Raw genomic sequence first — 26,022 nt, forward strand, 5'->3', positions numbered from 1 at the left:
GGGGTTTCAATCGACACCCACCCAGGTAGGGTCTGGAAGCGTCCAGCTCCCCTTGGAGGAGGTGAGGACCGTGGCAGCCCACGACGACGACATGAACCGCGGCATCCGCCCGGGACGAGGGTCCGAAGACCCTGCCGGGCAGATTGCCTACCTTGAGCAGGAGATCGCCGTCCTGCGACGCAAGCTCGCCGACTCTCCGCGACACACGAGGATTCTCGAAGAGCGGATCGTCGAGCTGCAGACCAACCTGGCCGGCGTGTCCGCCCAGAACGAGCGACTTGCCAACACGCTCCGTGAGGCCCGTGACCAGATCGTGGCCCTCAAGGAGGAGGTCGACCGGCTCGCACAGCCGCCCGCCGGATTCGGCGTCTTCCTGCAAGCCAACGAGGACGGCACGGCCGACATCTTCACCGGGGGCCGCAAGCTCCGGGTGAACGTCAGCCCGAGCGTCGACCTCGAAGAGCTCCGGCGCGGCCAGGAAGTGATGCTCAACGAAGCGCTCAACGTGGTCGAGGCCATGGAGTTCGAGCGCGCCGGGGACATCGTCACCCTCAAGGAGATCCTCGAGGACGGCGAGCGCGCCCTGGTGCTCGGTCACACGGACGAGGAGCGGGTGGTACGGCTCGCCGAGCCGCTGCTGGACGTGAACATCCGGCCCGGTGACGCCCTGCTGCTCGAGCCCCGTTCCGGCTATGTCTACGAGATCATTCCGAAGAGCGAGGTCGAGGAGCTCGTCCTCGAAGAGGTGCCGGACATCGGCTACGAGCAGATCGGCGGTCTGGGAGGCCAGATCGAGGCGATCCGCGACGCCGTCGAGCTCCCCTACCTCTACCCGGACCTGTTCAAGGAGCACGAACTGCGCCCGCCCAAGGGCGTCCTGCTCTACGGGCCTCCCGGATGCGGCAAGACGCTCATCGCCAAGGCCGTCGCCAACTCGCTGGCCAAGAAGGTCGCCGAGGTCACCGGCCAGGCCGCCGGCAAGAGCTTCTTCCTCAACATCAAGGGCCCCGAGCTGCTGAACAAGTACGTCGGCGAGACCGAGCGGCAGATCCGCCTGGTCTTCCAGCGTGCGCGTGAGAAGGCCAGCGAGGGCACGCCCGTCATCGTCTTCTTCGACGAGATGGAGTCGCTTTTCCGAACCCGTGGCTCCGGTGTCAGCTCGGACGTGGAGAACACCATCGTCCCGCAGCTGCTCGCCGAGATCGACGGTGTCGAGGGCCTGCAGAACGTGGTCGTGATCGGTGCCTCCAACCGTGAGGACATGATCGACCCCGCCATCCTGCGCCCCGGCCGCCTGGACGTGAAGATCAAGATCGAGCGTCCCGACGCCGAGGCCGCCAAGGACATCTTCGGCAAGTACCTCACCGAGCGCCTCCCGCTGCACGCCGACGACCTCGGCGAGCACAGCGGCAGCAGGACGACCACCGTCGAGAGCATGATCCAGACGGCCGTCGAGCAGATGTACGCGGAATCCGAGGAGAACCGCTTCCTGGAGGTCACCTACGCCAACGGTGACAAGGAAGTCCTCTACTTCAAGGACTTCAACTCCGGCGCCATGATCGAGAACATCGTCGGCCGCGCCAAGAAGATGGCGATCAAGGACTTCCTCGAGCACCGCCAGAAGGGCCTCAGGGTCTCCCACCTCCTCCAGGCCTGCGTGGACGAGTTCAAGGAGAACGAGGACCTGCCGAACACCACCAACCCGGACGACTGGGCCCGGATCTCCGGAAAGAAGGGCGAACGGATCGTCTACATCCGTACCCTCATCACCGGAAAGCAGGGGGCGGACACCGGACGCTCCATCGACACGGTGGCGAACACCGGTCAGTACCTGTAAAAGACAGGGCGGCTGCGGGTGCCCTCACCGGGTACCCGCAGCCGACTGTTTTTCAGGCCACGGCTGGAGCAAGGCAATGACGCAAATGATCTCCCCACCAGCGCAAAGCCGTTCTAGGCTCTTCGGTACCGCCGAGTCGCGCAGTGCGGGGACGGGCACCGCACACGCACCGGAGCGCCAGCGGTACTTGAGCAGCGTCCCCGACCGAGGGCGCCGCCGGGCAAGGAGGGCCGCATGACCGTACGGCGAGTAATGGGCATCGAGACGGAGTACGGCATCTCCGTCCCCGGCCACCCGAACGCCAATGCCATGCTCACCTCGTCCCAGATCGTCAACGCCTACGCGGCGGCGATGCACCGGGCCCGCCGGGCCCGCTGGGACTTCGAGGAGGAGAACCCGCTGCGGGATGCGCGGGGCTTCGACCTTGCGCGCGAGGCCGCCGACTCCAGCCAGCTCACCGACGAGGACATCGGCCTCGCCAACGTGATCCTCACCAATGGCGCCCGGCTCTACGTCGACCATGCGCACCCCGAGTACAGCGCGCCCGAGGTCACCAATCCGCGCGACGCCGTCCTCTGGGACAAGGCCGGCGAGCGCATCATGGCCGAGGCCGCCGAGCGCGCGGCCCAGCTGCCCGGGGCGCAGCCGATCCACCTTTACAAGAACAACACCGACAACAAGGGCGCCTCCTACGGCACGCACGAGAACTACCTGATGAAGCGGGAGACCCCCTTCTCGGACATCGTGCGCCACCTCACGCCCTTCTTCGTCTCCCGCCAGGTCGTCACCGGGGCCGGCCGCGTCGGCATCGGCCAGGACGGCCACGAGCACGGCTTCCAGCTCAGCCAGCGCGCGGACTACTTCGAGGTCGAGGTCGGCCTGGAGACGACCCTCAAGCGCCCGATCATCAACACACGCGACGAACCGCACGCGGACGCCGAGAAGTACCGCCGGCTGCACGTGATCATCGGCGACGCGAACCTCTCGGAGATCTCCACCTACCTCAAGCTGGGCACGACCGCCCTGGTCCTGTCCATGATCGAGGACGGCTTCATCGCGGTGGACCTGGCCGTCGACCAGCCGGTGCGCACTCTGCACCAGGTGTCGCACGACCCCTCCCTGAAGCGGCTGGTCACGCTCCGCAGCGGCCGCACGCTCACCGCGGTCCAGCTTCAGATGGAGTACTTCGAACTGTCCCGCAAGTACGTGGAGGAGCGCTTCGGCGCCGACGCGGACGAGCAGACCAAGGACGTGCTGGCCCGCTGGGAGGACACCCTCAACCGCCTGGAGAACGACCCGATGAGCCTGGCCGGCGAGCTGGACTGGGTCGCCAAACGGGAGCTCATGGAGGGCTACCGGCGCCGCGACAGCCTTGACTGGGACGCCGCCCGGCTGCACCTGGTGGACCTCCAGTACGCCGACGTACGGCCGGAGAAGGGCCTCTACAACCGTCTGGTGGCCCGCGGCCGGATGAAGCGCCTGCTGGACGAGAACGACGTCGAGAGGGCTCGTACGAGCCCTCCGGAGGACACGCGCGCGTACTTCCGCGGCCGCTGCCTGGAGCAGTACGCCGACGACGTCGCGGCGGCCTCATGGGACTCCGTGATCTTCGACCTCCCGGGCCGGGACTCGCTTCAGCGCGTCCCAACCCTCGAACCGCTTCGCGGAACGCGAAATCACGTCAAGGAGCTCCTGGACCGCTGCCGGACGGCGGAAGACCTGGTCAGGGTGCTCTCCGGCGGATGAGGGGGTACCCGGGGCCGACGCGGCCCAACAGGGTGGAAATCCTGGCGTAAGGGAATCATCGAGGTGGTCCCCGGACGTTGAGGGAACTGCGGGGCCGATGTCGGACCCTGCTTGTAGGGTCTGATCAAGAACGTCGAACCGAGCGGGGTGAGGGTTATGGCGACCAAGGACACCGGCGGCGGCCAGCAGAAGGCGACGCGCTCCACCGAAGAGGTCGAGGAGCAGGCGCAGGATGCGCAGGCCTCGGACGATCTCAAGGAGCGCCAGGAGAAGCTGAGCGACGATGTGGACTCGGTGCTGGACGAGATCGACGACGTCCTCGAGGAGAACGCTGAGGACTTCGTCCGCTCCTTCGTCCAAAAGGGCGGCGAGTAACGCCCGTCGTCCGTCCCGGTCTCGGCGCGGCGCAAGCCGGTCGACGCCGGGGCGGATGACCGGCGCGGGCACGGGTATGGTCCGTGCACGGATTTCGATGATCGGCTCGGCCGTTTTCGGCGGAGCCGCTGCCTTTACCTGGAAGGAAACGCGTGGAAGCCAATTCTCGTAGCACCGGGCGTCTGCCGGCTGCCTTCCTGACGCCCGGGTCCTCGTCCTTCATGGACTTCCTGTCGGAGCACCAGCCCGAGATGTTGCCCGGCAACCGCCAACTGCCGCCGACGCAGGGCGTGATCGAGGCGCCGCACGGCACGACCATCGTGGCCGTGGCCTTCCCGGGCGGGGTCGTGCTCGCCGGTGACCGCCGCGCCACCATGGGCAATGTGATCGCCCAGCGCGACATCGAGAAGGTGTTCCCGGCGGACGAGTACTCGGCCGTCGGTATCGCCGGCACCGCCGGTCTCGCCGTCGAGATGGTCAAACTGTTCCAGCTGGAGCTGGAGCACTTCGAGAAGGTCGAGGGAGCGCAGCTCTCCCTCGAGGGCAAGGCGAACCGGCTGTCGACCATGATCCGTTCCAACCTCGCCATGGCCATGCAGGGCCTGGCCGTGGTCCCGCTCTTCGCCGGCTACGACGTGGACCGGGAGAAGGGCCGGATCTTCTCCTACGACGTGACGGGCGGCCGCAGCGAGGAGACGGGCTATGCGGCCACGGGCTCCGGCTCGATCTTCGCGCGCGGCGCCATGAAGAAGCTCTTCCGCGACGACCTGACCGAGGACCAGGCCACCACGCTCGTGGTGCAGGCCCTCTATGACGCGGCAGACGACGACTCGGCGACCGGTGGTCCCGATGTCGCCCGCCGGATCTATCCGATCGTCACCGTGATCACCGAGGACGGCTTCCGCCGGCTGACGGACGACGAGTCCGCCCAGATCGCCCGTTCCGTGCTGGAGCGGCGGCTGGAGCAGCCCGACGGTCCGCGGGCCGCGCTGCTCTAGCCGGCGACGGGCCGTTTTCAAGGTGATCCAGTTGACCTCGACAGAAAGGGACGGATAACCGGTGTCGACGCCGTTCTATGTTTCACCCCAGCAGGCCATGGCCGACCGGGCGGAGTACGCCCGCAAGGGCATCGCCCGTGGCCGCAGCCTGGTCGTGCTGCAGTACGCCGACGGCATCGTCTTCGTCGGCGAGAACCCGTCCCGCGCGCTGCACAAGTTCAGCGAGATCTACGACCGGATCGGCTTCGCGGCCGCCGGCAAGTACAACGAGTACGAGAACCTCCGCATCGGCGGCGTGCGCTACGCCGACCTGCGCGGTTACACCTACGACCGCGATGACGTGACCGCGCGCGGTCTCGCCAACGTCTACGCCCAGACGCTGGGCACGATCTTCTCCTCGGCGGGCGAGAAGCCGTACGAGGTGGAGCTGGTGGTGGCCGAGGTCGGCGAGACCCCGGACGGCGACCAGATCTACCGGCTGCCGCACGACGGCTCGATCGTGGACGAGCACGGCTCGGTCGCGGTGGGGGGCAACGCGGAGCAGATCAGCAGCTACCTCGATCAGCGCCACCAGGACGGCATGACCCTGGCCGAGGCGCTCAGGCTGGCCGTCACGGCCCTGTCCCGCGACACGAACGGCAGCGAGCGGGAGATCCCCGCCGAGCGCCTGGAAGTGGCGGTACTGGACCGTACGCGCCCGCAGGCCCGCAAGTTCAGGCGGATCGTCGGCCGCCAGCTCTCGCGGCTCCTGGAGAGCGGCGGGGCGGCCACCGAGGCCGAGAGCTCCGACGAGGCCGAAGGCCCGGACGCCGACGACGAGTAGTCCGCCTCCGCCTCACCTCACCTCACCCTTCGTGTGCCCCGGCCGCCGCCCGGCCGGGGCACAGGGCGTTCTAGGAGGCGCCAGGCGGGGCCGTGGACCCCCGTACGACCAACTCGACGGGGATGTCGCCGGCCTCCGGTGCACGGCCTTCCAGGACCGCCAGCAGGGCCCGCATGCCGCGCTCGCCGAACAGCTCGGCATCCAGGCGTACGGTCGTCAGCTCGGGATCGAGGGCGGTGGCGAGGGCGAGGTCGTCCAGACCGGTGACGGAGATGTCGTCGGGGACCCGCAGACCTAGCCGCCGGGCCGCCTTGTAGGCGCCGGCCGCCAGCTTGTCGTCGTCGCACACCAGGGCCGTGGGCAGGGGGCCGGGCGCCGACAGAGCCGCCTCTGCGGCGGTCAGGGCGCCCTCGATGGAGATCGGCGCCCGGGCCGTCCGTACGGAGGTGCCGGGCACCGCGCCGACGCGCAGGGCGAGCTCACGCGCACGTACCTCGAAGGTCCAGGACGCCACGTCCGCGGCCAGGTGCAGGAAGCGCCGGTGACCGAGACCCAGCAGATGGCCGACGACCTGGCGGACGCCGTCGGCGATGTCCAGGTTCACCGTCGCGGCGCCGAGGCTGCCCTCCGGGTCGCTGTCGAGCATCACCAGGGGCAGCTGGTCGCCGCGGATCGCGGTGAGGGCGTCCGCGGCCATGGAGGAGGCGATGACGCCGTCCAGGGCGGCCTGGGCGGACGCGAAGGGGTCGCGGGCGGGGCCGATGCCCTCGGGGGAGGGGTACAGGACGACGCCGAAGCCGTGCTCCGCGGCGACACGCGCGGCTCCCGTGTAGACGCCCGCGAAGAACTCGGTGGTCAGCGCCGGGACGACGAGCAGCACCGTACGGGTGCGGCCCAGGCGCAGATTCCGGGCGGCGAGGTTGGGGCGGTAGCCGAGCTCGCGTGCGGCCTCCCGTACGCGCTCGGCGGTGGCCTCGGAGACGCGGCCGCGCCACTTGTCGCCCAGCACGAGCGAGACGGCGGCCTGGGATACGCCCGCCGCCTGCGCGACGTCACGGCTGGTCGGGCGCGTACTGCTGCGTGCCACCGCGGGCCTGCTCTCTTCGACCGGGGCCTTCGCCTGGACTGTGAACAGCGCACATGCTACGTATGAGAGTCGGGGTTATACGTAACACTTGGAGGCGGGACATGGCCGCGGGATACCTGGAGATCCTCAGGGCGAGACACGCGGCCCGGCTGCTGACCGGCACGCTGGTGGGGCGGCTGCCCAACGCGACCGCCGCGATCGCCCTGGTGCTGTTCGTCCGCGCCGAGGGCGGCACGTACAGCCTGGCGGGTGTCCTCGCGGCGGTGTACGGCGTCGCCAACGCCGTCGGCCAGCCCGTCCTCGGCCGGCTGGTGGACCTCCACGGCCAGCCCCGTGTCCAGCTGCCCGCTGCCGTCCTGTCGGCCCTCGCGATGGCGGGCTTCGCCTTCTCGGGCACCGACCCGCTTCCGCTCGCCTGCGCGTGCGTGGCGGCCGCCGGGCTCTTCACACCGCCCCTGGAGGGCGGTCTGCGGGCCCTGTGGCCGTCGGTGCTGCGGCGGGAGGAGCAAGTGCACACGGCGTACGCCATGGACGCCGTGGCGCAGGAAGTCATGTTCACGGTCGGCCCGTTGCTGGTGACGCTGTGCGTGTCGCTCTGGTCGGAGCGGGCGGCCCTGCTGGCGCTCAACGCCGTGGGCGTGCTCGGCGCCCTGTCGGTGGTCCTCTCGCCGCCCTCGCGCGCGTGGCGTTCGGCGCCGCGCGAGGCGCACTGGCTGGGCGCCCTGCGCGCCCCGGGGCTGCTCGCGCTGCTGGGCGCGTTCCTGTTCGTCGGCATCGCGCTGGGCTCCATCACGGTGGCGTCGGTGCCGTACGCGGACGACCACGGCGGAGACGCCGTGTACGGCTGGCTGATGGCCGCGCTGGGGCTCGGCGCGCTCGTCGGAGGGACGGTCTACGGGGCGCGGCGGTGGACCGGCGAGCCCGCGCGCCGACTGCAGGTCCTCGTAGCCCTTCTGGCGGTGTGTTACCTGCCGCTGACGCTGATGCCCGGCGCGGTCGCCATGGTGCTGCTGACGGCCCTCGCCGGGCTGTTCCTGGCCCCCGTCATCGCCTGCGCGTTCGTGCTCGTCGACCGGCACGCGCCGACCGGCACGGTCACCGAGGCGTTCTCCTGGCTCGTGACGACGTTCACCGTGGGAGCGTCCGTCGGAACGGGCCTCGCGGGCCCGGTCGTCGAGGCGGGCGGGGCGCTGTGGGGCTTCGCCGTACCCGGCGCCGCGGGCGGTGTGTCGCTGCTGGTTCTGCTGGCCACCGGACGGGTCCTCGCAGCTCCCGCGGGTGGCGCGGTCGTTGCGGCTTCATCCGAAAATGATCCGAACCGAGCCGCCGAACCCCGTTTCAGCTCAGGGGATCGGGCGTAATGTTCACTCATGGACCGCCGCATTTTCGGGCTGGAGAACGAGTACGGCGTCACGTGTACGTTCAGGGGACAGCGCCGCCTGTCTCCCGACGAGGTGGCGCGGTACCTCTTCCGCCGTGTCGTGTCATGGGGCCGCAGCAGCAATGTCTTTCTGCGAAACGGCGCCCGCCTCTATCTCGACGTGGGCTCACATCCGGAATACGCGACACCCGAATGTGACAACGTGACCGAACTGGTCACCCACGACAAGGCCGGCGAGCGCATTCTGGAAGGGCTACTGGTAGACGCCGAACGACGCCTGCACGAGGAAGGAATCGCGGGCGACGTCTACCTCTTCAAGAACAACACCGACTCGGCGGGCAACTCCTACGGCTGCCACGAGAACTATCTCGTCGCGCGCCACGGGGAGTTCTCCCGGCTCGCGGACATCCTCATTCCGTTCCTGGTCACGCGCCAGCTGCTGTGCGGGGCGGGCAAGGTGCTGCAGACGCCGCGCGGCGCGGTGTACTGCGTCAGCCAGCGGGCCGAGCACATCTGGGAGGGCGTCTCCTCGGCGACGACCCGCTCCAGGCCGATCATCAACACCCGCGACGAACCGCACGCGGACGCCGAGCGCTACCGCCGCCTGCACGTCATCGTGGGCGACTCCAACATGTCCGAGACGACCATGCTGCTCAAGGTCGGCGCGACCGACCTGGTGCTGCGCATGATCGAGGCGGGCACCGTGATGCGGGACCTGACCCTGGAGAACCCGATCCGGGCGATCCGCGAGGTCAGCCACGACATCACCGGCCGGCGCAAGGTGCGTCTGGCCAGCGGCCGCGAGGCGTCCGCCCTGGAGGTGCAGCGCGAGTACTACGAGAAGGCCGTGGACTTCTGCGAGCGCCGGGGTATCCGCACCGGCACCGTCGAGCAGGTCCTGGAGCTGTGGGGCCGCACCCTGGACGCGATCGAGGCCGAGGACCTCGACCGGATCGGCACCGAGATCGACTGGGTCATGAAGTACAAGCTCATCGAGCGGTACCGGGCCAAGCACAACATGACCATGTCCCACCCGAGGGTCGCGCAGATAGACCTCGCCTACCACGACATCCACCGCCGTCGTGGCCTGTACTACCTGCTCGAGAAGAAGGGTCAAGCAGCGCGGATCTGCAACGACTTGAAGATCTTCGAGGGCAAGTCCGTTCCCCCGCAGACCACCAGGGCCCGGCTGCGCGGCGACTTCATCCGCCGGGCCCAGGAGCAGCGCCGGGACTTCACCGTCGACTGGGTCCACCTCAAGCTCAACGACCAGGCGCAGCGCACGGTGTTGTGCAAGGACCCGTTCCGTTCGGTGGACGACAGGGTGGAGAAGCTCATCGCCGGAATGTGAGCAACGCGTTCCGGTGAAAGGCCGGAACGCAACACGGGCGCCGTACGTTCTCAGTGCGGCGCCCTTCTCACGCCGTAGAGTTGCGCGCACGCCATCCACAAGATCGACCGATACGAGGCCCCCACCGTGCGCCGACGCTCCCTTCTGATCGCCGTACCCGCAGGACTTGTCACCGTCGCCGGCTGCGGCGACAACAACAAGTCCGACTCGAGCAAGGCCAGCGACAGCGCGTCGCCCTCCGCCTCGGCCACATCCGCCGCGCCGCCGCCGAAGGTCGTCGACGGCCCGCTGCCGGCCATCACGGCGGGTACGAAGTTCGGTGAGAAGCCGACCGTCGCCAAGGGGACCGGCGACCCGTCGAAGCAGCTCGCGGTGAAGACGGTGATCGCGGGAGGCGGCAAGACGGTCGCCGAGAACGACTATGTGCAGGCCCACTACCTCGGCCAGGTCTGGAACACGGCGAAGGTCTTCGACAACTCCTACGACCGCAAGACCCCGTTGCTCATCCAGCTCTCCGAGGGCAGCATCATCGACGGCTGGCGGTACGCCCTCCAGGGCAAGAAGGTCGGCAGCCGCGTCCTCTTCTCCGTGCCGCCCACCTGGGGTTACGGCAAGCAGGGCAATGCGCAGGCGGGCATCAAGGGCACCGACACGCTGGTGTTCGTGGCCGACATCCAGGGCGCGTTCAACGCGTCCAGCTCCGCCAAGGGCACCGACGTCCCGCAGAACGACGCGAGCCTGCCGAAGGTCGGCACCAACACCGACGGCAAGGCGCCCTCCATCGACATCCCCAAGAAGGACGCGCCCACCGGCCTGGTGGCGAAGTACGTCATCGAGGGCGACGGCGACGTGGTCGCCGCCAAGGACAGCGTCCTGGTGCAGTACAAGGGCGTGTTCTGGGACAACGGCAAGGAGTTCGACTCGACGTACAGCCGCAAGGCCCTGACGTCGTTCGGCCTCCAGCAGGTCGTCAAGGGCTGGGCGCAGGGCCTGACGGGCAAGAAGGTCGGCAGCCGCGTCCTCATCGTCATCCCGCCGAAGCTGGGTTACGGCGACAAGCCGCCGGCCGGCAGCGGCATCAAGAAGGACTCCGTGCTGGTCTTCTCGGTCGACATCCTCGCGAAGATGTAGCCCGCCGGGATGTAAGACTGTGTGTGTTGCCTTTCCGCAGACAAGCAGGAGCTGAAAGACGTGAGCATCGAGAAGCCCGAGGTCGACTTCCCGGGCGGCGAGCCCCCGGCGGATCTCGAGATCAAGGACATCTGGGAGGGCGACGGCGCTGTTGCGCAGGCGGGCCAGACCGTCACCGTCCACTACGTGGGCGTTGCCTTCAGCACCGGTGAGGAGTTCGACGCCAGCTGGAACCGCGGCACCCCGTTCCGCTTCCCGCTGGGCGGCGGCCGCGTCATCGCGGGCTGGGACCAGGGCGTGCAGGGCATGAAGGTCGGCGGCCGCCGCCAGCTGACCATCCCCGCCCACCTCGCCTACGGCAACCAGAGCCCGACCCCGGCGATCAAGCCGGGCGAGACTCTGATCTTCGTGGTCGACCTCGTCGCGGTCTGACTCCCGGATCCGACCGGACCCGATCACCTGGGGCCCATGCCTGTCCAGGCATGGGCCCTCGGCTTTTGCCACGCCACTTCGGGGCGGTACGGTCAACGTCGTCAAGCACCATAGGGAGGCGAAGGGCGTCGATGGCCATTGCCAAGGCGGAGCGGCTGATGAACCTCGCGCTGTGTCTGCTCGGGACCCGGCGGCCGCTCAGCAAGCGCGAGCTGCGCGAGTCCATCGAGGCCTACCTCGAAGCGGGCAGCGACGACTCCTTCAGCCGCATGTTCGAGCGCGACAAGGACGATCTGCGCGAACTCGGCCTGGTCATCGAGACGGTGGAGAACCTCGACGGCGAGACCGGCTATCTGGCCCGCCGCGACAGCAACCGCCTGCCCCCGATCACCCTCGACGCCGAGGAGGCCGCCGCCCTGGGGCTCGCCGCCAAGGTGTGGCAGCAGGCCCGGCTCGCCGGAGCGGCCAGCGGCGCCCTGCAGAAACTGCGCGCGGCCGGCCTGCCCGAGGACGTCGACCCGTACGAGGCCCATGGCGCCCTGGAGCCGCGCATCCCGGTGCACGAGGCCGCCTTCGAACCGCTGATGCTGGCCTGCCGCGACCGCCGTCCGGTCGCCTTCGACTACCGCAAGGCCACCGCCGCCCGCCCCGAGCCCCGGCATGTCGAGCCGTGGGCGCTGGAGTGCTGGCGCGGCCACTGGTACCTGGCCGGCTGGGATCGCGACCGGGGCGCCGAGCGCGTCTTCCGGCTCTCGCGGATCACCGGCAAGGTGCGCAGCCGCAGCGGGCAGTTCACCGCTGCCGTACCCGACGTGGTCACCGTCCGCGAGACCGTCGCGAGCTGGGCGGGGGAGACCGCCGACCGCTCCGCGCTGATCCGGCTGCGCGCGGGGGCGGGGTACCCCCTTCGGGCGAAGGCCACCGCGGTGCGGGAACTCGGCGACGGCTGGGACGAGTTGGAGATTCCGTACGGGCACGGGCTGGACGCCTGGCTGGTGGAGTTCGGGCCGGACGTGGTCGTCCTGGAGCCGGCCGAGCTGCGTGCGGACGTGGTGGACCGGCTGCAGGCCGTGGCCAAGGGCTGAGGGGGAGCGGAGCAGGACAGTGGCAGGTAAACCGGTCAGGCCCGTCAACGCCATCGACCAGACCCGGCGGATGCTCTCCCTGGTGACGTATCTCAAGGAGCGTCCCGGAGCGCGGGTCGAGGACGTCGCGCGCGCCTTCGGCATCACCGAGGACGAGCTGGTCTCCGACCTCGACGTGCTGCCCATGTGCGGCACCAGCTTCCGCGGCGGCGACCTGCTCGACATCGACACCGACGGCGAGCGCATCTGGTGGCACAACGCGGCCGCCCTCGGCGAGGAGGCGGCGGAACCCCTGCGGCTGGCCGCCGACGAGGCGACCGCGCTGCTGGTGGCCGCCCGCGCGGTGTCCACGCTCCCGGGGCTGCGCGAGGGCGACCGGCAGGCGCTGCTGCGCGCCACCGCCAAGGTGGAGACCGCGGCCGGCGAGGCGGCGGGCGCCAGCTCCCGGCTCTCGGTGACCTTCGAGTCCGAGGGCGGCGTCTTCGCCGACGTCGACCGCGCGATCGCGGAGCGCCGCCGGCTGTGGATCCGCTACTACTCGCCCGCGCGCGACGAGCTCAGCGAGCGGGAGATCGACCCCATCCGGCTGGTCAGCGTCGGGCACACGTACGTGGAGGCGTGGTGCCGCCGTTCCGAGGCGCGCCGCACCTTCCGGCTGGACCGGGTCGCCGAGATCAAGATCCTCGACGAGCCGGCCGCGCCGCCCGAGATCGAGCTGCGGGACCTGTCGGAGGGGCTGGTGCAGCCCGCCGCCGAGGACCCGGAGGTCGTGGTCGAGGTCGGCCCGGGCGGCCGCTGGGTCGCCGAGTACTACCCGCACGACAGCGCGGATGAGCTTCCGGACGGCGGGCTGCGTATCAGCCTGCGTACGCCCGACCCCGCCTCGCTGCGGCGGCTCGCGCTGCGGCTCGGGCGAGACGGCAGGATCGTCACTCCGCGTGACCTCGCCGACAGCGCCCGCCTGGCGGCCCGTGAGGCACTGGCTGCGTACGACGGCGCGGAGGCGCGGGGACCGCGCGGTGAGCTTGTGGTGGACGACGGGCAGTACGACAGGGAGTGAGCCGGGGGGAGGACCGGCACCGGCCGAGGCGCCCGAAGGCGAACGACCCGAGGTAGAGGAGCAGGAGCTTTGAGCGAGTCGTCGGTGTCTGGAGTGCAGGACATGTCGGTGGCGGCGGCCTTCGCCGGGATGAGAAGCGTGTCGCCGGTGACGTTCAGGGCGGGCTGCCCGGAGTGCCGCGGCAGCTTCGAGCTCGCCGCCGGTGCGCTGCGCCTCGCCATCGGCGCCTCGAGCCGCACCACCTTCTACTCCTTCACCTGCCCCGACTGCGGCTCCTCGGTCCGCAAGCCGGCCGGGGAGCGGATCGTGGAGCTGCTGACCGGCGGCGGGGTCAGGACCCTGCGGCTGCACCCCACCCTCTAGGCTCGACCCCATGTTCTGGCCGATGTTCGCGGTAGCTGTGGGTTTCCTGGGTCTCGCCGTGCTGGCGGTGTTCGCCGTGCGCGTGTTCCTGGAGGCGGAGCGTCTGGGCAGGCAGGTGACGGACTCGGCCCGCCGTATCAACCGGGCCGCCGAGGACCTGGAGCGGGCCGCCGTGAGCACGGCCCGCGCGGTGGACTCGGTCTGAGTGCCGCTGTGCGAGCCATGTGAGTCCTGTGCCGGAGGCGCTTTGGGCCGCTTCGGCCTGTCACCGGGGCCACCCTGGCAGGTACCCTGCTGGTCGCGGCCCGGAGAACGAGGCGCGGACCGCGGACCGGGAGTACGCACGGGGATTGCCTGACGTTTACCCCTGAGCGTTACGATCGCTGCCAAGACGGTCGATCGGACATCAGTCCGACCGGTCGGACAGCACCCACCCCCAGCCGCCTCGGTGAGAAGGTAAAGACTTATGTTCGGAAGGCTCGGCGCCCCCGAGATCATTCTCATCCTCGTCGTCGTCATCCTGCTGTTCGGCGCGAAGAAGCTTCCCGACATGGCGCGCTCGCTCGGCAAGTCCGCCCGCATCCTCAAGAGCGAGGCGAAGGCGATGAAGGAAGAGGGCAGCAGCACCGCCACGCCGGCCGGCCCGCCGAACAACGGCGAGCAGCCCCCGGCGCAGCGCACCATCCAGGCCGCCCCCGGCGACGTGACCAGCTCCCGCCCGGTCAACGAGCCGACGGACACCACCAAGGCCTGATGCTGGGCCGGACGCCTCCGGCCTGCCGCACGAGATGAGGATGTGGGTTGCCCAAGCCTGCCCGCAAGAAGGAGAAGGATCCCGAGGGGCGGATGCCCCTTGCGGATCACCTTCGTGAGCTCCGCAACCGGCTCGCGAAGGCCATGCTGGCCATCGTGGTCGTCACGGCCGTGGCCGCCTTCTTCTACAACGACATCATCAACTTCATCACCAAACCGGTGCTGGACTCGGTCGGCTGCGGCCAGACCTTCGAGCAGCTGGCGAAGTCGCACGTCAAGAACCACCAGTGCGCGCAGATCACGATCAACGGTCTGCTCACGCCGTTCACCCTGGCGCTGAAGGTGTCCCTGATGGCCGGCGTCGTGCTGGCCTCCCCGGTCTGGCTGTACCAGCTGTGGGCCTTCGTGGCACCCGGCCTGCACCGCCACGAGCGGAAGTACGCCTACGCGTTCGTCTGCACCGGCGCACCGCTGTTCTTCGCGGGCGCGTACTTCGCCTACCGGGTGCTGCCGACCACGGCGAAGGTGCTGATCGGCTTCACGCCGAAGGACGTCAACAACCTTCTGCCGCTGGACGATCTGCTCGACCTCGTCACGCGCATGGTGCTGGTCTTCGGCCTCTCCTTCGAGCTGCCGCTGCTGCTGATCATGCTCAACCTCACCGGGATCCTGACCGGCAAGCGGATGCTCGGCTGGTGGCGCGGGATGATCATGGCCATCACGGTGTTCGCGGCGATCGCGACGCCGAGCACCGACCCGCTGACCATGCTGGCGCTCGCCGGGCCGATCTGGGTGCTGTACTTCGGCGCGGTGGTCTTCTCGCTCCTGAACGACCGGCGCAAGCGGCTGCGCGACGCCGAGGGCCCCGACGACGACGAGGCCTCGGACCTGGACCTGACCCCCGAGGACATCGGCGAGGTCGAGACGGTCTCCGCCAGCCGGGCGCTGCCCGAGCAGGCGAGCACGGACCGGGTCAACGGCTATGACGACGTGACCTGAGTCCCGGCCCGGACAAGTCCGCGAGAGGTGCCCCCGTCCCCGGTGACGTGGGCACCTCTCGGCGTTTGACGGCCCGGGTTCCGGATAATGATCGTCCTGTTGTCAGTGTGGCCCGGTACGCTCGAAAGCACGATGACAGAGGACCTCTCCCCGGCCGAGCGGTACGCGGCTGCCCGCAGGCGCGCTGCCGAGCAGGCCACCGCGCTCGCCTCCTTCCGCGAGATGTACGACTTCGGCCTCGACCCCTTCCAGATCGAGGCCTGCCAGGCGCTCGAAGCGGGCAAGGGCGTACTGGTCGCGGCGCCCACCGGCTCAGGCAAGACGATCGTGGGCGAGTTCGCCGTCCACCTCGCCCTGGAACAGGGCAAGAAGTGCTTCTACACGACCCCCATCAAGGCGCTGTCGAACCAGAAGTACGCCGACCTGTGCCGCCGTTACGGCGCGGACAAGGTCGGCCTGCTCACCGGCGACAACAGCGTCAACTCCGGCGCCCCGGTGGTCGTGATGACCACCGAGGTGCTGCGGAACATGCTGTACGCGGGCTCGCAGACGCTCCTGGGCCTCGGCCACGTGGTGATGGACGAGGTGCACTACCTCTCCGACCGCTTCCGCGGAGCCGTGTGGGAGGAAGTGATCATCCATCTCCCCGAGTCGGTGACCCTGGTGTCACTGTCCGCGACCGTCTCCAACGCCGAGGAGTTCGGCGACTGGCTCGACACCGTTCGCGGCGACACCGAGGTGATCGTCTCCGAGCACCGGCCCGTGCCGCTGTTCCAGCACGTGCTCGCCGGGCGGCGGATGTACGACCTCTTCGAGGAGGGCGAGGGCAGCAAGAAGGCCGTCAACCCCGACCTCACGCGCCTGGCGCGCATGGAGGCGAGCCGCCCTTCCTACCAGGACCGCAGGCGCGGCCGGGCGATGCGCGAGGCCGACCGCGAGCGGGAGCGCAGACAGCGGTCGCGGGTGTGGACCCCGGGACGCCCGGAGGTCATCGAACGGCTCGACGCCGAGGGCCTGTTGCCCGCCATCACCTTCATCTTCAGCCGCGCGGCCTGCGAGGCGGCCGTTCAGCAGTGCCTGCACGCCGGACTGCGGCTCAACGACGACGAGGCGCGCGGCAAGGTGCGCGCCCTCGTCGAGGAGCGCACGGCGTCCATCCCGACCGAGGACCTGCACGTCCTCGGCTACTACGAGTGGCTGGAGGGCCTGGAGCGCGGGATCGCGGCCCACCACGCGGGCATGCTGCCGACGTTCAAGGAGGTCGTCGAGGAACTCTTCGTGCGCGGCCTGGTGAAGGCCGTGTTCGCGACCGAGACGCTGGCACTGGGCATCAACATGCCCGCGCGCTCGGTGGTGTTGGAGAAGCTCGTCAAGTGGAACGGCGAGCAGCACGCCGACATCACCCCCGGCGAGTACACCCAGCTGACGGGTCGTGCGGGCCGGCGCGGCATCGATGTCGAGGGCCACGCCGTGGTGCTGTGGCAGCGCGGCATGAGCCCCGATCACCTGGCGGGGCTGGCGGGTACGCGCACGTATCCGCTGCGCTCCAGCTTCAAGCCCTCGTACAACATGGCGGTCAACCTGGTCGAGCAGTTCGGCCGGCACCGCTCGCGCGAGCTGCTGGAGACGTCCTTCGCGCAGTTCCAGGCCGACAAGTCGGTCGTCGGGATCTCGCGGCAGGTGCAGCGCAACGAGGAGGGCCTGGAGGGCTACCAGGCCTCCATGACCTGCCACCTCGGCGATTTCGAGGAGTACGCGCTCCTCAGGCGCGAGCTCACGGACCGGGAGACCGAGCTGGCCCGGCAGGGCGCCGCACAGCGGCGCGCGGAGGCCGCGGTCTCGCTGGAGAAGCTCAAGCCGGGGGACGTCATCCACGTACCGACGGGCAAGTACGCCGGTCTCGCGCTGGTGCTGGATCCGGGGCTGCCCGCCGGGCGGTCCAACGGCCATCGCGGCTTCGAGCACCACGACGGGCCGCGTCCGCTGGTGCTGACGGCGGAGCGTCAGGTCAAGCGGCTGGCGTCGATGGACTTCCCGGTGCCGGTCGAGGCGCTGGAGCGGATGCGGATCCCCAAGTCCTTCAACCCCCGCTCCCCGCAGTCCCGTCGGGACCTCGCCTCGGCGCTGCGCACCAAGGCCGGGCACATCCCGCCCGAGCGGGCCCGCAAGAAGCGGTCCCTGGCCGTCGACGACCGCGAGATCGCACGGCTGCGCACCGCGATTCGCGCGCATCCCTGCCACGGGTGCAACGACCGTGAGGACCATGCGCGCTGGGCCGAGCGGTACCACCGGCTGCTGAAGGACACATCGCAGCTGGAGCGGCGTATCGAGGGCCGTACGAACACGATCGCCCGGACCTTCGACCGGATCGTGGCGCTGCTGACCGAGCTGGACTATCTGCGGGGTGACGAGGTCACCGAGCACGGCAAGCGGCTGGCCCGGCTCTACGGCGAGCTGGATCTGCTGGCGAGCGAGTGCCTCCGGGCCGGGGTCTGGGAAGGGCTCGGTCCCGCGGAACTGGCCGCGTGCGTCTCGGCGCTGGTGTACGAGGCGCGGGTCGGCGACGACGCGATGGCCCCGAAGCTGCCGTCCGGCAAGGCCAAGGCCGCGCTCGGTGAGATGGTGCGGATCTGGGGGCGGCTGGACGCGCTGGAGGAGGACTTCCGGATCACGCAGACCGAAGGGGTCGGGCAGCGCGAGCCGGATCTCGGGTTCGCCTGGGCCGCGTACATGTGGGCCAGTGGTAAGGGGCTGGACGAGGTCCTTCGGGAGGCGGAGATGCCGGCCGGGGACTTTGTGCGGTGGTGCAAGCAGGTGATCGACGTGCTGGGGCAGATCTCGGCGGCGTCGACTTCTGTGGAGGGCTCGACTGTGGGGAAGGCCGCGCGTAAGGCGGTTGAGGAGTTGCTGCGGGGGGTTGTGGCCTACTCGTCCGTTGGGTGACGGGTGTTGTTCGGCGGGTGCGGGTCTGTTGTGGCTGGTCGCGCAGTTCCCCGCGCCCCTAAGAACCCTGCCCTGAGCGGTCGTTCAGATAGGTCCGCCAGCTGCCGTGATGTGTGATGTCCTCGGCGTTCTGCAGGGCACTCGGTTCGCACAGGAAGCCGGGGGCTCGGGTGCCGTCCGCGAGTTCGACGCTGCCCAGGGTCATCGGGCGGGGAAGTGCCGCCAGCAGGCGGCCCAGGCCGGTCGCCGGCAGGTGCCAGATCTCCGTCTCGATCTCGGCTCCGCCCTCGCCCACGTACACCAGGCCGGGCTTGGGCGGCGTCGTCTGCAACGCGTGCAGGCGGTAGACGGGGGCCGTTGTGGTCGTACGGTCCAGGTGGGCGCCCAGGCCGAGGAGTTGGGGGTTCAGGGGCTGGCCGGTCAGGTGTGCGCCCATCACCGCGAGCCGTGTTTCCGGCTGAAGCAGTCCGGCGATTCGGGCCAGGCGTTCGTCCGTGAAGGCCGGCCCGATGAGCATGACGCCGAAGGGGAGGGCGTTCACCTCGGCGGCCGGGACGGCCACCGCCGCCAGGTCGAAGAGGTTGGTGGAGTTGGTGAAGCGGCCGAGGCGGGCGTTGGCGGTCAGGGGGTCGGCCGCCACCTCGGCGAGGGTCGGGTGGCCCGTGGTGGTGGGGAGCAACAGGGCGTCCGCGTCGGCCAGTTCGCCCAGGGCCCGGGCGCGTAGCGCCGCCAGGCGGTCCATGTCCGTGAAGAGGCGGTGGGCCGGGATGTCGCGGGCGCGGGTGATGATGCCGGCGACGGTGGGGTCGAGCGCCGTGGTGGCCTCACCCTCCTCCGCGATCAACTTGTCGACAAAGGCTCCTACCGCCGTGTAGCGCTCCGCGACGAACGCGCCGTCGTAGAGCATCGCCGCCGCCTCGGTGAACGGGGTCAGGTCGAGGGTGCGTACGTCGGCGCCGGCCGACTCGAGCTGCCGCACGGCCGCTTCGTACGCCTCCGCCCAGCCCTCGTCCAGCTCGCCCAGCTGGTCGCGGGGCGGGACGGCGACGCGCCACGGGCCCGGGGCGCGCCGGGGGAGCGGAGGCAGGTCCCGGTCCGCTGGGGCGGCCATGAAGGACAGTGCCCGCTCGGCCTCCGGGAGGGTGCGGGCGAACACCGTCACACAGTCGAGAGAGGCGCAGGCCGGGACCACTTGGGCCGTCGGGACCAGGCCGCGGGTCGGTTTGAGGCCGACGATGCCGTTGAGGGCGGCCGGGACCCGGCCGGAGCCCGCGGTGTCGGTGCCGAGCGCGAGGTCGACGATGCCCAGGGCCACCGCGACGGCTGATCCCGAGCTGGAGCCGCCGCTGATGCGGGACGGATCGTGGGCGTTGCGGACGGGGCCGTAGGGCGAGCGCGTGCCCACCAGGCCCGTGGCGAACTGGTCCAGGTTCGTCGTGCCCAGCACGAGCGCGCCCGCCGCGCGGAGCCGGGCGACGACCGGTGCGTCACCTTCGGGCCGGTAGGCGTACGCCGGGCAGCCCGCGGTGGTGGGCAGGCCGGCCACGTCGATGTTGCCCTTCACCGCCAGCAGGCGCCCCGCGAGCGGGAGCCGCTCACCCGCCGCCACGCGCGCGTCGATCGTCCGGGCCTCCGCTTCGGCCTCCGCCCGTGGGCGCAGATCGATCCAGATCTCGGGGCGGTCGACGGCCGCGATGCGGTCGTGGGCGGCGCGCACTCGGGTCACTGCGGACATCTCTCGCTCCTCGGTCTGTCTCACTGCGGCGCCGGGGCCAGGACCAGCAGTGCCGTTCCCGCCTCGACCTGGTCGCCCGGCCCGGCCAGGATCTCCGTCACCACGCCGCCCGCCGGCGCGTGCACCCTGGATTCCATCTTCATCGACTCCAGGGCCAGGAGCGGTTGTCCTGCCTCCACCTTGTCACCGGGCTTCACGTTCAACTGCCAGACGCAGGCGGCGAACTCGGCCTCGATGAGCCGGCCGCCCGGCGGGACCGTCACCTCGGCCGGGGGAGCCGCCGGTGCGGTCGCCGCCTCCGCGCGTGCGAACTCGCCCGCCGCCTCCCACGCGTCCCGCTCCGCCGCGAAGGCCGTCTGCTGCCGGGACCTGAACTCCTCTATGGAATCGGCGTTCTCGGTGAGGAACCGCTGATATCCGGCGAGCGAGAAGGTGCCCTCCTCGATGCGGGGCACGAAGCGGCCGGACGTGATGTCGGCGCGCAGTTCGAGGAGTTCCTCCGCGTCCACCGGATACCACCGGATGCGGTCGAAGAAGCGGAGCAGCCAGGGCGAGCCCGGCTCGAACGCGCCCCGCTGCTGCCAGCCCGACCACACCTGCGTCGTACGCCCCACGAACTGGTAGCCGCCCGGACCCTCCATGCCGTATACGCACAGGTAGGCGCCGCCGATGCCGACCGAGTTCTCGGCCGTCCAGGTGCGTGCCGGGTTGTACTTCGTGGTCACCAGGCGGTGCCGCGGGTCCAGCGGGGTGGCGACCGGTGCGCCCAGGTACACGTCGCCCAGGCCCAGAACGAGGTACTCCGCGTCGAAGACGGTGTCGTAGACGTCGTTCACCGACTCCAGGCCGTTGACCCGGCGGATGAACTCGATGTTCCACGGGCACCAGGGCGCGTCGTCGCGGACGCCCGCCATGTAGCGGGCGATCGCCTCGCGGGTCGCCGGGTCGTCCCAGGAGAGGGGGAGGTGGACGGTGCGGGAGGGGACGACGAGCTCGTCCGTGGGCGGGAGCGCGGCCGCGATCTCCCGTACCCGGCGCAGGAGTTCGTGCTGGGCCAGGCGGCCGGGGACCGTCCGGATCTGCAGGGAGCGGATGCCGGGGGTGAGGTCGGTGACGCCGTCGAGGGCCGCCGCGGCCACCGCTTCCATCAGTGCGTGGACGCGCATGCGGAGCGCCAGGTCGAGCTGCATCGGCCCGAACTCGACCAGCAGGTTGTCGTCGCCGCTGCGACGGTAGGTGACGTCGCCGTCCCGGGCCAGTACGCCGCCGTCCTCGATGTCCGCGCGCGGCGAGCCGTCGACGGCCACCGGCGTGAAGCGCACCGTGTCGCCTGGCCGGAGCTGGCCGAGCTTCCAGCGTTCGGTGCTCAGGACGGTCGCAGGACAGACGAATCCGCCGAGCGAGGGGCCGTCCGGGCCGAGCAGCACGGGCATGTCGCCGGTGTAGTCGACGGCGCCGACGGAGTAGGGCGTGTCGTGGATGTTGGACGGGTGCAGGCCCGCCTCGCCGCCGTCCGCGCGCGCCCAGCGCGGCTTGGGCCCGACCAGCCGTACACCGGTGCGGGCCGAGTTGAAATGGACCTTCCAGTCGGCGGCGTAGAAGTCGTGGATGTCGTCCTCGGTGAAGAACTCCGGTGCGGCGTGCGGGCCTTCGACGGCGCCGATCTGCCACACGGCGCCGAAGGCCGGGCGGGGCTCGCGGGGCACCGGGGCGCCCTCGGTGACGGTGCCTCCGTGCAGCACGTCTCCGGTGCGCAGCGCCCGGCCGCCGTGCCCGCCGAAGCGGCCCAGCGTGAACGTGCTCGCGCTGCCCAGGAAGTCCGGCACGTCCAGGCCGCCGGCGACGAGGACATACGTGCGCAGGCCGTGCTCGACCGGTGCGCCGATCCGCAGGACTGCGCCCGCCGGCACCGTGGCCGGTTCCCACTGGGCGACGGGGGCGCCGTCGACGGTGACCTCGGCCGCGGCGCCCGTCACGCACACGGTCGTGGGGTGGGTGAATCTCAACGCCGGGCCCTGGAGCGTGCATTCGAGCCCCGGCGTGCCTTCGGCGTTGCCGAGCGCCCGGTTGCCGAGCCGGAAGGACAGGTCGTCCATCGGCCCACACGGCGGCACGCCGACCTGCCAGTGGCCGGTGCGGCCGGGCCAGTCCTGCACGGTGGTCAGCGTCCCGCCGGAGACGACCTCGATCCGCGGGGTCGGGTCGCAGACGTGGGCGAGCGTCGCCGTGGAGTGCACGGCCCCGGCGAAGTCCCCGTCGGCGAGTGCCGCGCGCACCAGCCCCAGGTTGGTCTCGATGCCGTCGACACGGGTGCGGGCCAGCGCCTCGTCCAGCCGGCGCAGGGCATGGGCGCGGTCGGAGCCGTACGCGATCACCTTGGCGAGCAGCGGGTCGTAGGCGGTCGTCACCTCGGTGCCGGTTTCCACCCAGCCGTCGACGCGGACGTCCGGCGGGAACTCGACCCGCGTCAACAGACCCGCGCCGGGCCGGTGTTCGCGTGAGGGGTCCTCGGCGTAGAGACGGGCCTCGACGGCGTGGCCGCGGGGGGTTCCCGGTTCGCGTACGACGTCGGTCTCGCCGCGCGCCAGGCGCAGCATCCAGGCGACGAGGTCGATGCCGTAGATCTCCTCGGTGACCGGATGCTCCACCTGGAGGCGGGTGTTGACCTCGAGGAAGTACGCCTCCTCGCGGGCGGCGTCGTGGACGAACTCGACGGTTCCCGCCGAGCGGTATCCGACCGAGGCGCACAAGTCACGTGCGGAGGCGGCGAGTTGCTCGCGCACGTGGGGCGGGAGGCCCGGTGCCGGTGCCTCCTCCACGACCTTCTGGTTGCGGCGCTGGAGGGAGCAGTCGCGGTCGCCGAGGGTGACGACCCTGCCCGTGCCGTCGCCGAAGACCTGCACCTCCACATGGCGGGCGTGCTCGACGAGCCGCTCCAGGAAGACGCCGGCGGAGGAGAAGGAGGCGGTCGCGACGCGCTGCACCCGCTCCCAGGCGTCGGTCAGTTCGGCCACGGATCGACAGGCCGACATGCCGATACCGCCGCCACCGCCGGTCGCCTTGAGCATGACCGGGTAGCCGATGCGCTCGGCGGCGGCCACGGCGGAGTCCAGATCCGGGAGCAGACCCGTGCCCGGAGCAAGCGGCACTCCCGCCGCCTCGGCCGCCGCCCGCGCCGTGTGCTTGGCACCGAACAGCTCCAGTTGCTCGGGCGTCGGACCCACGAACACGATGCCGGCGTCCTCGCAGCGGCGGGCGAAGGCGGCGTCCTCCGAGAGGAAGCCGTAGCCGGGGTGGATCGCGCCCGCGCCGCTGTCCTTGGCCGCCTTCAGGACCAGGTCGGCGTCGAGATACGACTCCTTCGCGTGCGCGGGGCCGAGCCGGACCGCCTCGTCGGCGAGCCGGACATGGGGCGCGGTGCGGTCCGGGTCGGAGTACACGGCCACCGTGCGCAGGCCGAGTTCGCGGGCGGTGCGGATGATCCGGACCGCTATCTCGCCCCGGTTGGCGACGAGCAGGGTGTCGAAGGTCATGCGGCATCTCCCGGAGCGGCGGCCTGGATCGTCATCTGCACGGCCGTCGGCTCGAAGCCGTTGCAAGGGTTGTTGATCTGGGGGCAGTTGGAGACGAGCACCAGCACGTCGCGTTCCGCGCGCAGGGTCAGCTTCAGCCCGGGTGCCGAGATGCCGTCGACGATGCCGAGGGTGCCGTCCTTCTCGACCGGCACGTTCATGTACCAGTTGATGTTGGATACGAGGTCGCGCTTGCCGAGCCCGTAACGGGCGCCCTCGGCCAGGAAGTTGTCCACGCACGCGTGCTGCGACCAGGTGTGGTGGCCGTACCGGAGCGTGTTCGACTCCTTGGAGCAGGCGCCGCCGAGCGTGTCGTGCCGGCCCACCTCGTCGTCCACGACCGTCATCAGCGGGGAGTGCTCGTTGCTCATGAGCGCGCTGCCCGTGGTCAGGAAGATGGTGCCCTGGGCCTGGATCGTGTCGGGGGCGCTGTAGCGCACGGACGTGTCGTGGGCGTCGTAGACGAGGAAGTCGACGGCCTGGTTGCCGTGCAGGTCGGTGATGGTCAGCGTCTGGCCGGCACGGATCACGGACGACCAGGCGGCCCGGGCGGGAACGACGGCCGTGCGTGCGGTCGTCGGTGTGCTCGTGCTCATGGCTGCTGGTGTGCTCGTGCTCATGCGAGCCCCCTCGCGGCAAGGAATTCGGCGGTGTTGAGGAAGGCACGGCGGCCCTCGGGCGTGGCCTGCCACAGCGGGTCGCCCGGGCCGGTCGGCGCGGCGCGCCAGGCGAGGACCTCCAGCGGGGTGCTGAGGTAGCCGGGGCGTGGGTCGACGGGATGCGGGACGTTGGCGATCAGCACGGTCAGGTCCTGCTCGGCGCGGAGCGTGACGCTGCCGCCGGGGCCGGCGGAGCCGGTGAACTCCAGGCCACCGTCCTCGCGCACCTCGACGCCTTGGAAGAACGACAGGGACGGCGGCAGGTCGCGCGGCTCCAGGCCGTTCTTCGCGGCTGCCAGCTTCAGCAGCTCGCGGCCCGCGGGCGAGGCGGACTGCGGGGCGCCGTCGCCGTACCGCTCGGTGTTGCGTGCGAGGGTGGAGGTGCCGCACAGCGCGTCGTGCCGCCCGGAGGTGTCGGCGATCACGGAGGCCAGCACCCGGCCTTGGTCGGACAGCAGGAGACGGCCCTCGCCGAGATACGCGTTCCACTGGACCTTCACCGTGTCGGCGACGTTCAGACGCTCCCAGGGCCGGTCGGCCACGTGCAGCAGCAGGTGGGCGCAGGCGTCGCCGAGCTGGTCGGTCAGACGCAGCTCGGTGCCGCGGGCCAGCACCCGGTGGGTGTAGTTGCCGCCCGCCACGGTCTCGGCCCACACCAGGTGGCCCGCCGAGCAGGGCGGGTCGGGCCAGTCGGCGGCCGGGACGACGGGCATGGCCTCGGCACGGGCGCCCTCCTGGGCGCGTGCGTGGTCGCGGGCTCCGTAAGTGGTGGCTGTCGCCATCGCGGGACCTCCGGCTCCGGGTTGTCTGTCGGGCGTGCGTCTTCCGGTAATTTCTGTCGCGCGACAGAAATTAGGAGGCGGGCGGGTCGCCGGTATTGCCCGCGCGTTGCCGGCCCGTTACCGAGCCCTCACGAAGATCGCTCCGGCCCGCTGTGTGCGAGGATCGAACGCATGGGAACGCCGGGTGAAGGACGCGGCCGCCGGGTCGGCCGGCCGCGGGCGGCGCAGCGGCCGGACAGCGGACTGCAGCCGCGCGACGAACTGCTCGCGGCCGCCGCCGAGTTGTTCACCACCCGCGGCTACGCCGCCACCACCACCCGCGCGGTCGCCGAGCGCGCGGGCATGCGGCAGGCCTCGATGTACCACTACGTCTCCGGCAAGGAGGAACTCCTCGCCGCCCTGCTGGAGTCCACGGTCACGCCCTCGCTGGCGTACGCCCGGCGGCTCCTCGCCGACGACGCGACCCCGCCCGAGAAGCGGCTGTGGCAGCTGTGCCGGCAGGACGTTGAGCTGCTGTGCGGCGGCCGGCACAACCTCGGTGGCCTCTATCTGCTGCCCGAGGTGCGTGCCGAGCGGTTCGCCGGGTTCCACGCCGTACGCGACGAACTCAAGGACGCCTACGGCCAGTTGCTCGCCGCCACGGCCTCCGGGAGCGGGCTCGCCAAGAGCGAGCTCGGCCTGCGGACGGACCTGGTGTTCGGTCTGATCGAAGGTGTGATCCTGGTGCGCCGATCCGACCCGGAGCGGCCGGTACGGGCGTTCGCCGAGGCCACCGCGGACGCGGCCCTGCGGATCGCCGGAATCTGATCTTCACCCGTCACGGTGAGTGTCTTCAAACGGCCGTACGCCGTGACGTACGGTGTTCGAGTGGTCCCTGAGCGTGTAAATGGGCCGAGGGTACTCCTCGGAT

At 70.6% G+C, this 26,022-nt stretch carries 22 protein-coding genes; 17 read left to right on the forward strand and 5 right to left on the reverse strand.

Annotation, left to right across the window (positions count from 1 at the left end; genetic code table 11):
• Positions 1 to 70: 70 nt before the first annotated feature.
• The 5 genes from arc (at position 71) to prcA (ending at position 5,779) form a co-directional block, all read left to right on the forward strand.
• Entirely contained in the window at positions 71 to 1,837 is a 1,767-nt protein-coding gene (gene arc / locus ACIBN2_RS23855; RefSeq protein WP_399137018.1) for a proteasome ATPase, read from the forward strand.
• Positions 1,838 to 2,071: 234 nt separating this feature from the next.
• Positions 2,072 to 3,583 carry a depupylase/deamidase Dop gene (gene dop / locus ACIBN2_RS23860; RefSeq protein ID WP_399137020.1) on the forward strand — a complete coding sequence of 504 codons (1,512 nt, stop codon included), beginning with the start codon at positions 2,072 to 2,074 and terminating at the stop codon, positions 3,581 to 3,583.
• A 156-nt stretch (positions 3,584 to 3,739) separates the two neighbouring features.
• The gene (locus ACIBN2_RS23865) at positions 3,740 to 3,958 is read left to right on the forward strand and encodes a ubiquitin-like protein Pup (RefSeq protein WP_028801616.1); all 219 of its coding nucleotides are present in this window, start codon (positions 3,740 to 3,742) and stop codon (positions 3,956 to 3,958) included.
• Between the two features lie 152 nt (positions 3,959 to 4,110).
• Positions 4,111 to 4,956: a proteasome subunit beta gene (gene prcB, locus ACIBN2_RS23870; RefSeq protein ID WP_399137022.1), complete on the forward strand. Its 846-nt coding sequence runs from the start codon at positions 4,111 to 4,113 to the stop codon at positions 4,954 to 4,956.
• A gap of 61 nt (positions 4,957 to 5,017) precedes the next feature.
• On the forward strand, positions 5,018 to 5,779 hold the full coding sequence (gene prcA / locus ACIBN2_RS23875) for a proteasome subunit alpha (protein WP_399137023.1): 762 nt from the start codon (positions 5,018 to 5,020) through the stop codon (positions 5,777 to 5,779).
• Positions 5,780 to 5,849: 70 nt separating this feature from the next.
• Here the strand turns inward: prcA and ACIBN2_RS23880 are convergent, their stop codons facing one another.
• On the reverse strand, positions 5,850 to 6,866 hold the full coding sequence (locus ACIBN2_RS23880; protein ID WP_399137025.1) for a LacI family DNA-binding transcriptional regulator: 1,017 nt from the start codon (positions 6,864 to 6,866) through the stop codon (positions 5,850 to 5,852).
• Positions 6,867 to 6,967: 101 nt separating this feature from the next.
• On the opposite strand from ACIBN2_RS23880, the gene ACIBN2_RS23885 reads away from it, so the two are divergent.
• The 11 genes from ACIBN2_RS23885 (at position 6,968) to ACIBN2_RS23935 (ending at position 18,364) form a co-directional block, all read left to right on the forward strand.
• The gene (locus ACIBN2_RS23885; RefSeq protein ID WP_399137027.1) at positions 6,968 to 8,227 is read left to right on the forward strand and encodes an MFS transporter; all 1,260 of its coding nucleotides are present in this window, start codon (positions 6,968 to 6,970) and stop codon (positions 8,225 to 8,227) included.
• 9 nt (positions 8,228 to 8,236) lie between these two features.
• A complete protein-coding gene (gene pafA, locus ACIBN2_RS23890) occupies positions 8,237 to 9,598 on the forward strand; it encodes a Pup--protein ligase (RefSeq protein ID WP_028801611.1) in 1,362 nt (453 codons plus the stop codon).
• A 126-nt stretch (positions 9,599 to 9,724) separates the two neighbouring features.
• On the forward strand, positions 9,725 to 10,729 hold the full coding sequence (locus ACIBN2_RS23895; protein ID WP_399137030.1) for an FKBP-type peptidyl-prolyl cis-trans isomerase: 1,005 nt from the start codon (positions 9,725 to 9,727) through the stop codon (positions 10,727 to 10,729).
• Positions 10,730 to 10,789: 60 nt separating this feature from the next.
• Positions 10,790 to 11,161 carry an FKBP-type peptidyl-prolyl cis-trans isomerase gene (locus tag ACIBN2_RS23900; protein WP_399137032.1) on the forward strand — a complete coding sequence of 124 codons (372 nt, stop codon included), beginning with the start codon at positions 10,790 to 10,792 and terminating at the stop codon, positions 11,159 to 11,161.
• 131 nt (positions 11,162 to 11,292) lie between these two features.
• Positions 11,293 to 12,246: a helix-turn-helix transcriptional regulator gene (locus ACIBN2_RS23905; RefSeq protein ID WP_399137034.1), complete on the forward strand. Its 954-nt coding sequence runs from the start codon at positions 11,293 to 11,295 to the stop codon at positions 12,244 to 12,246.
• 19 nt (positions 12,247 to 12,265) lie between these two features.
• Positions 12,266 to 13,306: a helix-turn-helix transcriptional regulator gene (locus ACIBN2_RS23910; protein WP_399137036.1), complete on the forward strand. Its 1,041-nt coding sequence runs from the start codon at positions 12,266 to 12,268 to the stop codon at positions 13,304 to 13,306.
• A 69-nt stretch (positions 13,307 to 13,375) separates the two neighbouring features.
• Complete coding sequence (locus ACIBN2_RS23915; protein WP_399137037.1) at positions 13,376 to 13,669, forward strand: hypothetical protein; 294 nt, start codon at positions 13,376 to 13,378, stop codon at positions 13,667 to 13,669.
• Between the two features lie 10 nt (positions 13,670 to 13,679).
• On the forward strand, positions 13,680 to 13,874 hold the full coding sequence (locus ACIBN2_RS23920) for a hypothetical protein (protein ID WP_393865078.1): 195 nt from the start codon (positions 13,680 to 13,682) through the stop codon (positions 13,872 to 13,874).
• Between the two features lie 261 nt (positions 13,875 to 14,135).
• On the forward strand, positions 14,136 to 14,423 hold the full coding sequence (gene tatA, locus ACIBN2_RS23925; RefSeq protein ID WP_399137040.1) for a Sec-independent protein translocase subunit TatA: 288 nt from the start codon (positions 14,136 to 14,138) through the stop codon (positions 14,421 to 14,423).
• 47 nt (positions 14,424 to 14,470) lie between these two features.
• Positions 14,471 to 15,421: a twin-arginine translocase subunit TatC gene (gene tatC, locus ACIBN2_RS23930; RefSeq protein WP_399137041.1), complete on the forward strand. Its 951-nt coding sequence runs from the start codon at positions 14,471 to 14,473 to the stop codon at positions 15,419 to 15,421.
• 87 nt (positions 15,422 to 15,508) lie between these two features.
• Positions 15,509 to 18,364: a DEAD/DEAH box helicase gene (locus ACIBN2_RS23935; protein ID WP_399137043.1), complete on the forward strand. Its 2,856-nt coding sequence runs from the start codon at positions 15,509 to 15,511 to the stop codon at positions 18,362 to 18,364.
• A gap of 58 nt (positions 18,365 to 18,422) precedes the next feature.
• On the opposite strand, the gene atzF is transcribed toward ACIBN2_RS23935, so the two are convergent.
• From atzF to ACIBN2_RS23955, 4 genes are read right to left on the reverse strand one after another with little or no spacing between them, the layout of a single operon-like run.
• On the reverse strand, positions 18,423 to 20,123 hold the full coding sequence (atzF, locus tag ACIBN2_RS23940) for an allophanate hydrolase (protein WP_399137044.1): 1,701 nt from the start codon (positions 20,121 to 20,123) through the stop codon (positions 18,423 to 18,425).
• Positions 20,120 to 23,632 (reverse strand): 5-oxoprolinase/urea amidolyase family protein, encoded by a 3,513-nt coding sequence (locus ACIBN2_RS23945; RefSeq protein ID WP_399137046.1) that lies wholly within the window; start codon positions 23,630 to 23,632, stop codon positions 20,120 to 20,122. Before ACIBN2_RS23945 ends, atzF begins: the two co-directional genes overlap by 4 nt.
• Complete coding sequence (locus ACIBN2_RS23950) at positions 23,629 to 24,267, reverse strand: urea amidolyase associated protein UAAP2 (protein WP_399137047.1); 639 nt, start codon at positions 24,265 to 24,267, stop codon at positions 23,629 to 23,631. The genes ACIBN2_RS23945 and ACIBN2_RS23950 overlap by 4 nt, the downstream gene beginning before the upstream one ends.
• Positions 24,268 to 24,287: 20 nt before the next feature.
• The gene (locus ACIBN2_RS23955; protein ID WP_399137049.1) at positions 24,288 to 25,112 is read right to left on the reverse strand and encodes an urea amidolyase associated protein UAAP1; all 825 of its coding nucleotides are present in this window, start codon (positions 25,110 to 25,112) and stop codon (positions 24,288 to 24,290) included.
• Positions 25,113 to 25,283: 171 nt separating this feature from the next.
• On the opposite strand from ACIBN2_RS23955, the gene ACIBN2_RS23960 reads away from it, so the two are divergent.
• Positions 25,284 to 25,919, forward strand: coding sequence for a TetR/AcrR family transcriptional regulator (locus ACIBN2_RS23960; protein WP_399137051.1), 636 nt, complete (start codon positions 25,284 to 25,286; stop codon positions 25,917 to 25,919).
• The last annotated feature ends 103 nt before the right edge of the window (positions 25,920 to 26,022 follow it).

This window comes from Streptomyces sp. NPDC050534, from assembly GCF_044457745.1.
GTDB lineage: Bacteria > Actinomycetota > Actinomycetes > Streptomycetales > Streptomycetaceae > Streptomyces.

What these genes read in the sequence shown, in the direction of transcription:
- dop (WP_399137020.1), top strand. Translation starts at nt 2,072, where the DNA reads ATGACCGTACGGCGAGTAATGGGCATCGAGACGGAGTACGGCATCTCC.
- ACIBN2_RS23865 (WP_028801616.1), top strand. Translation starts at nt 3,740, where the DNA reads ATGGCGACCAAGGACACCGGCGGCGGCCAGCAGAAGGCGACGCGCTCC.
- ACIBN2_RS23885 (WP_399137027.1), top strand. Translation starts at nt 6,968, where the DNA reads ATGGCCGCGGGATACCTGGAGATCCTCAGGGCGAGACACGCGGCCCGG.
- pafA (WP_028801611.1), top strand. Translation starts at nt 8,237, where the DNA reads ATGGACCGCCGCATTTTCGGGCTGGAGAACGAGTACGGCGTCACGTGT.
- ACIBN2_RS23905 (WP_399137034.1), top strand. Translation starts at nt 11,293, where the DNA reads ATGGCCATTGCCAAGGCGGAGCGGCTGATGAACCTCGCGCTGTGTCTG.
- ACIBN2_RS23920 (WP_393865078.1), top strand. Translation starts at nt 13,680, where the DNA reads ATGTTCTGGCCGATGTTCGCGGTAGCTGTGGGTTTCCTGGGTCTCGCC.
- tatA (WP_399137040.1), top strand. Translation starts at nt 14,136, where the DNA reads ATGTTCGGAAGGCTCGGCGCCCCCGAGATCATTCTCATCCTCGTCGTC.
- ACIBN2_RS23935 (WP_399137043.1), top strand. Translation starts at nt 15,509, where the DNA reads ATGATCGTCCTGTTGTCAGTGTGGCCCGGTACGCTCGAAAGCACGATG.
- ACIBN2_RS23945 (WP_399137046.1), bottom strand. Translation starts at nt 23,632, where the DNA reads ATGACCTTCGACACCCTGCTCGTCGCCAACCGGGGCGAGATAGCGGTC.
- ACIBN2_RS23950 (WP_399137047.1), bottom strand. Translation starts at nt 24,267, where the DNA reads ATGAGCACGAGCACACCGACGACCGCACGCACGGCCGTCGTTCCCGCC.
- ACIBN2_RS23955 (WP_399137049.1), bottom strand. Translation starts at nt 25,112, where the DNA reads ATGGCGACAGCCACCACTTACGGAGCCCGCGACCACGCACGCGCCCAG.
- ACIBN2_RS23960 (WP_399137051.1), top strand. Translation starts at nt 25,284, where the DNA reads ATGGGAACGCCGGGTGAAGGACGCGGCCGCCGGGTCGGCCGGCCGCGG.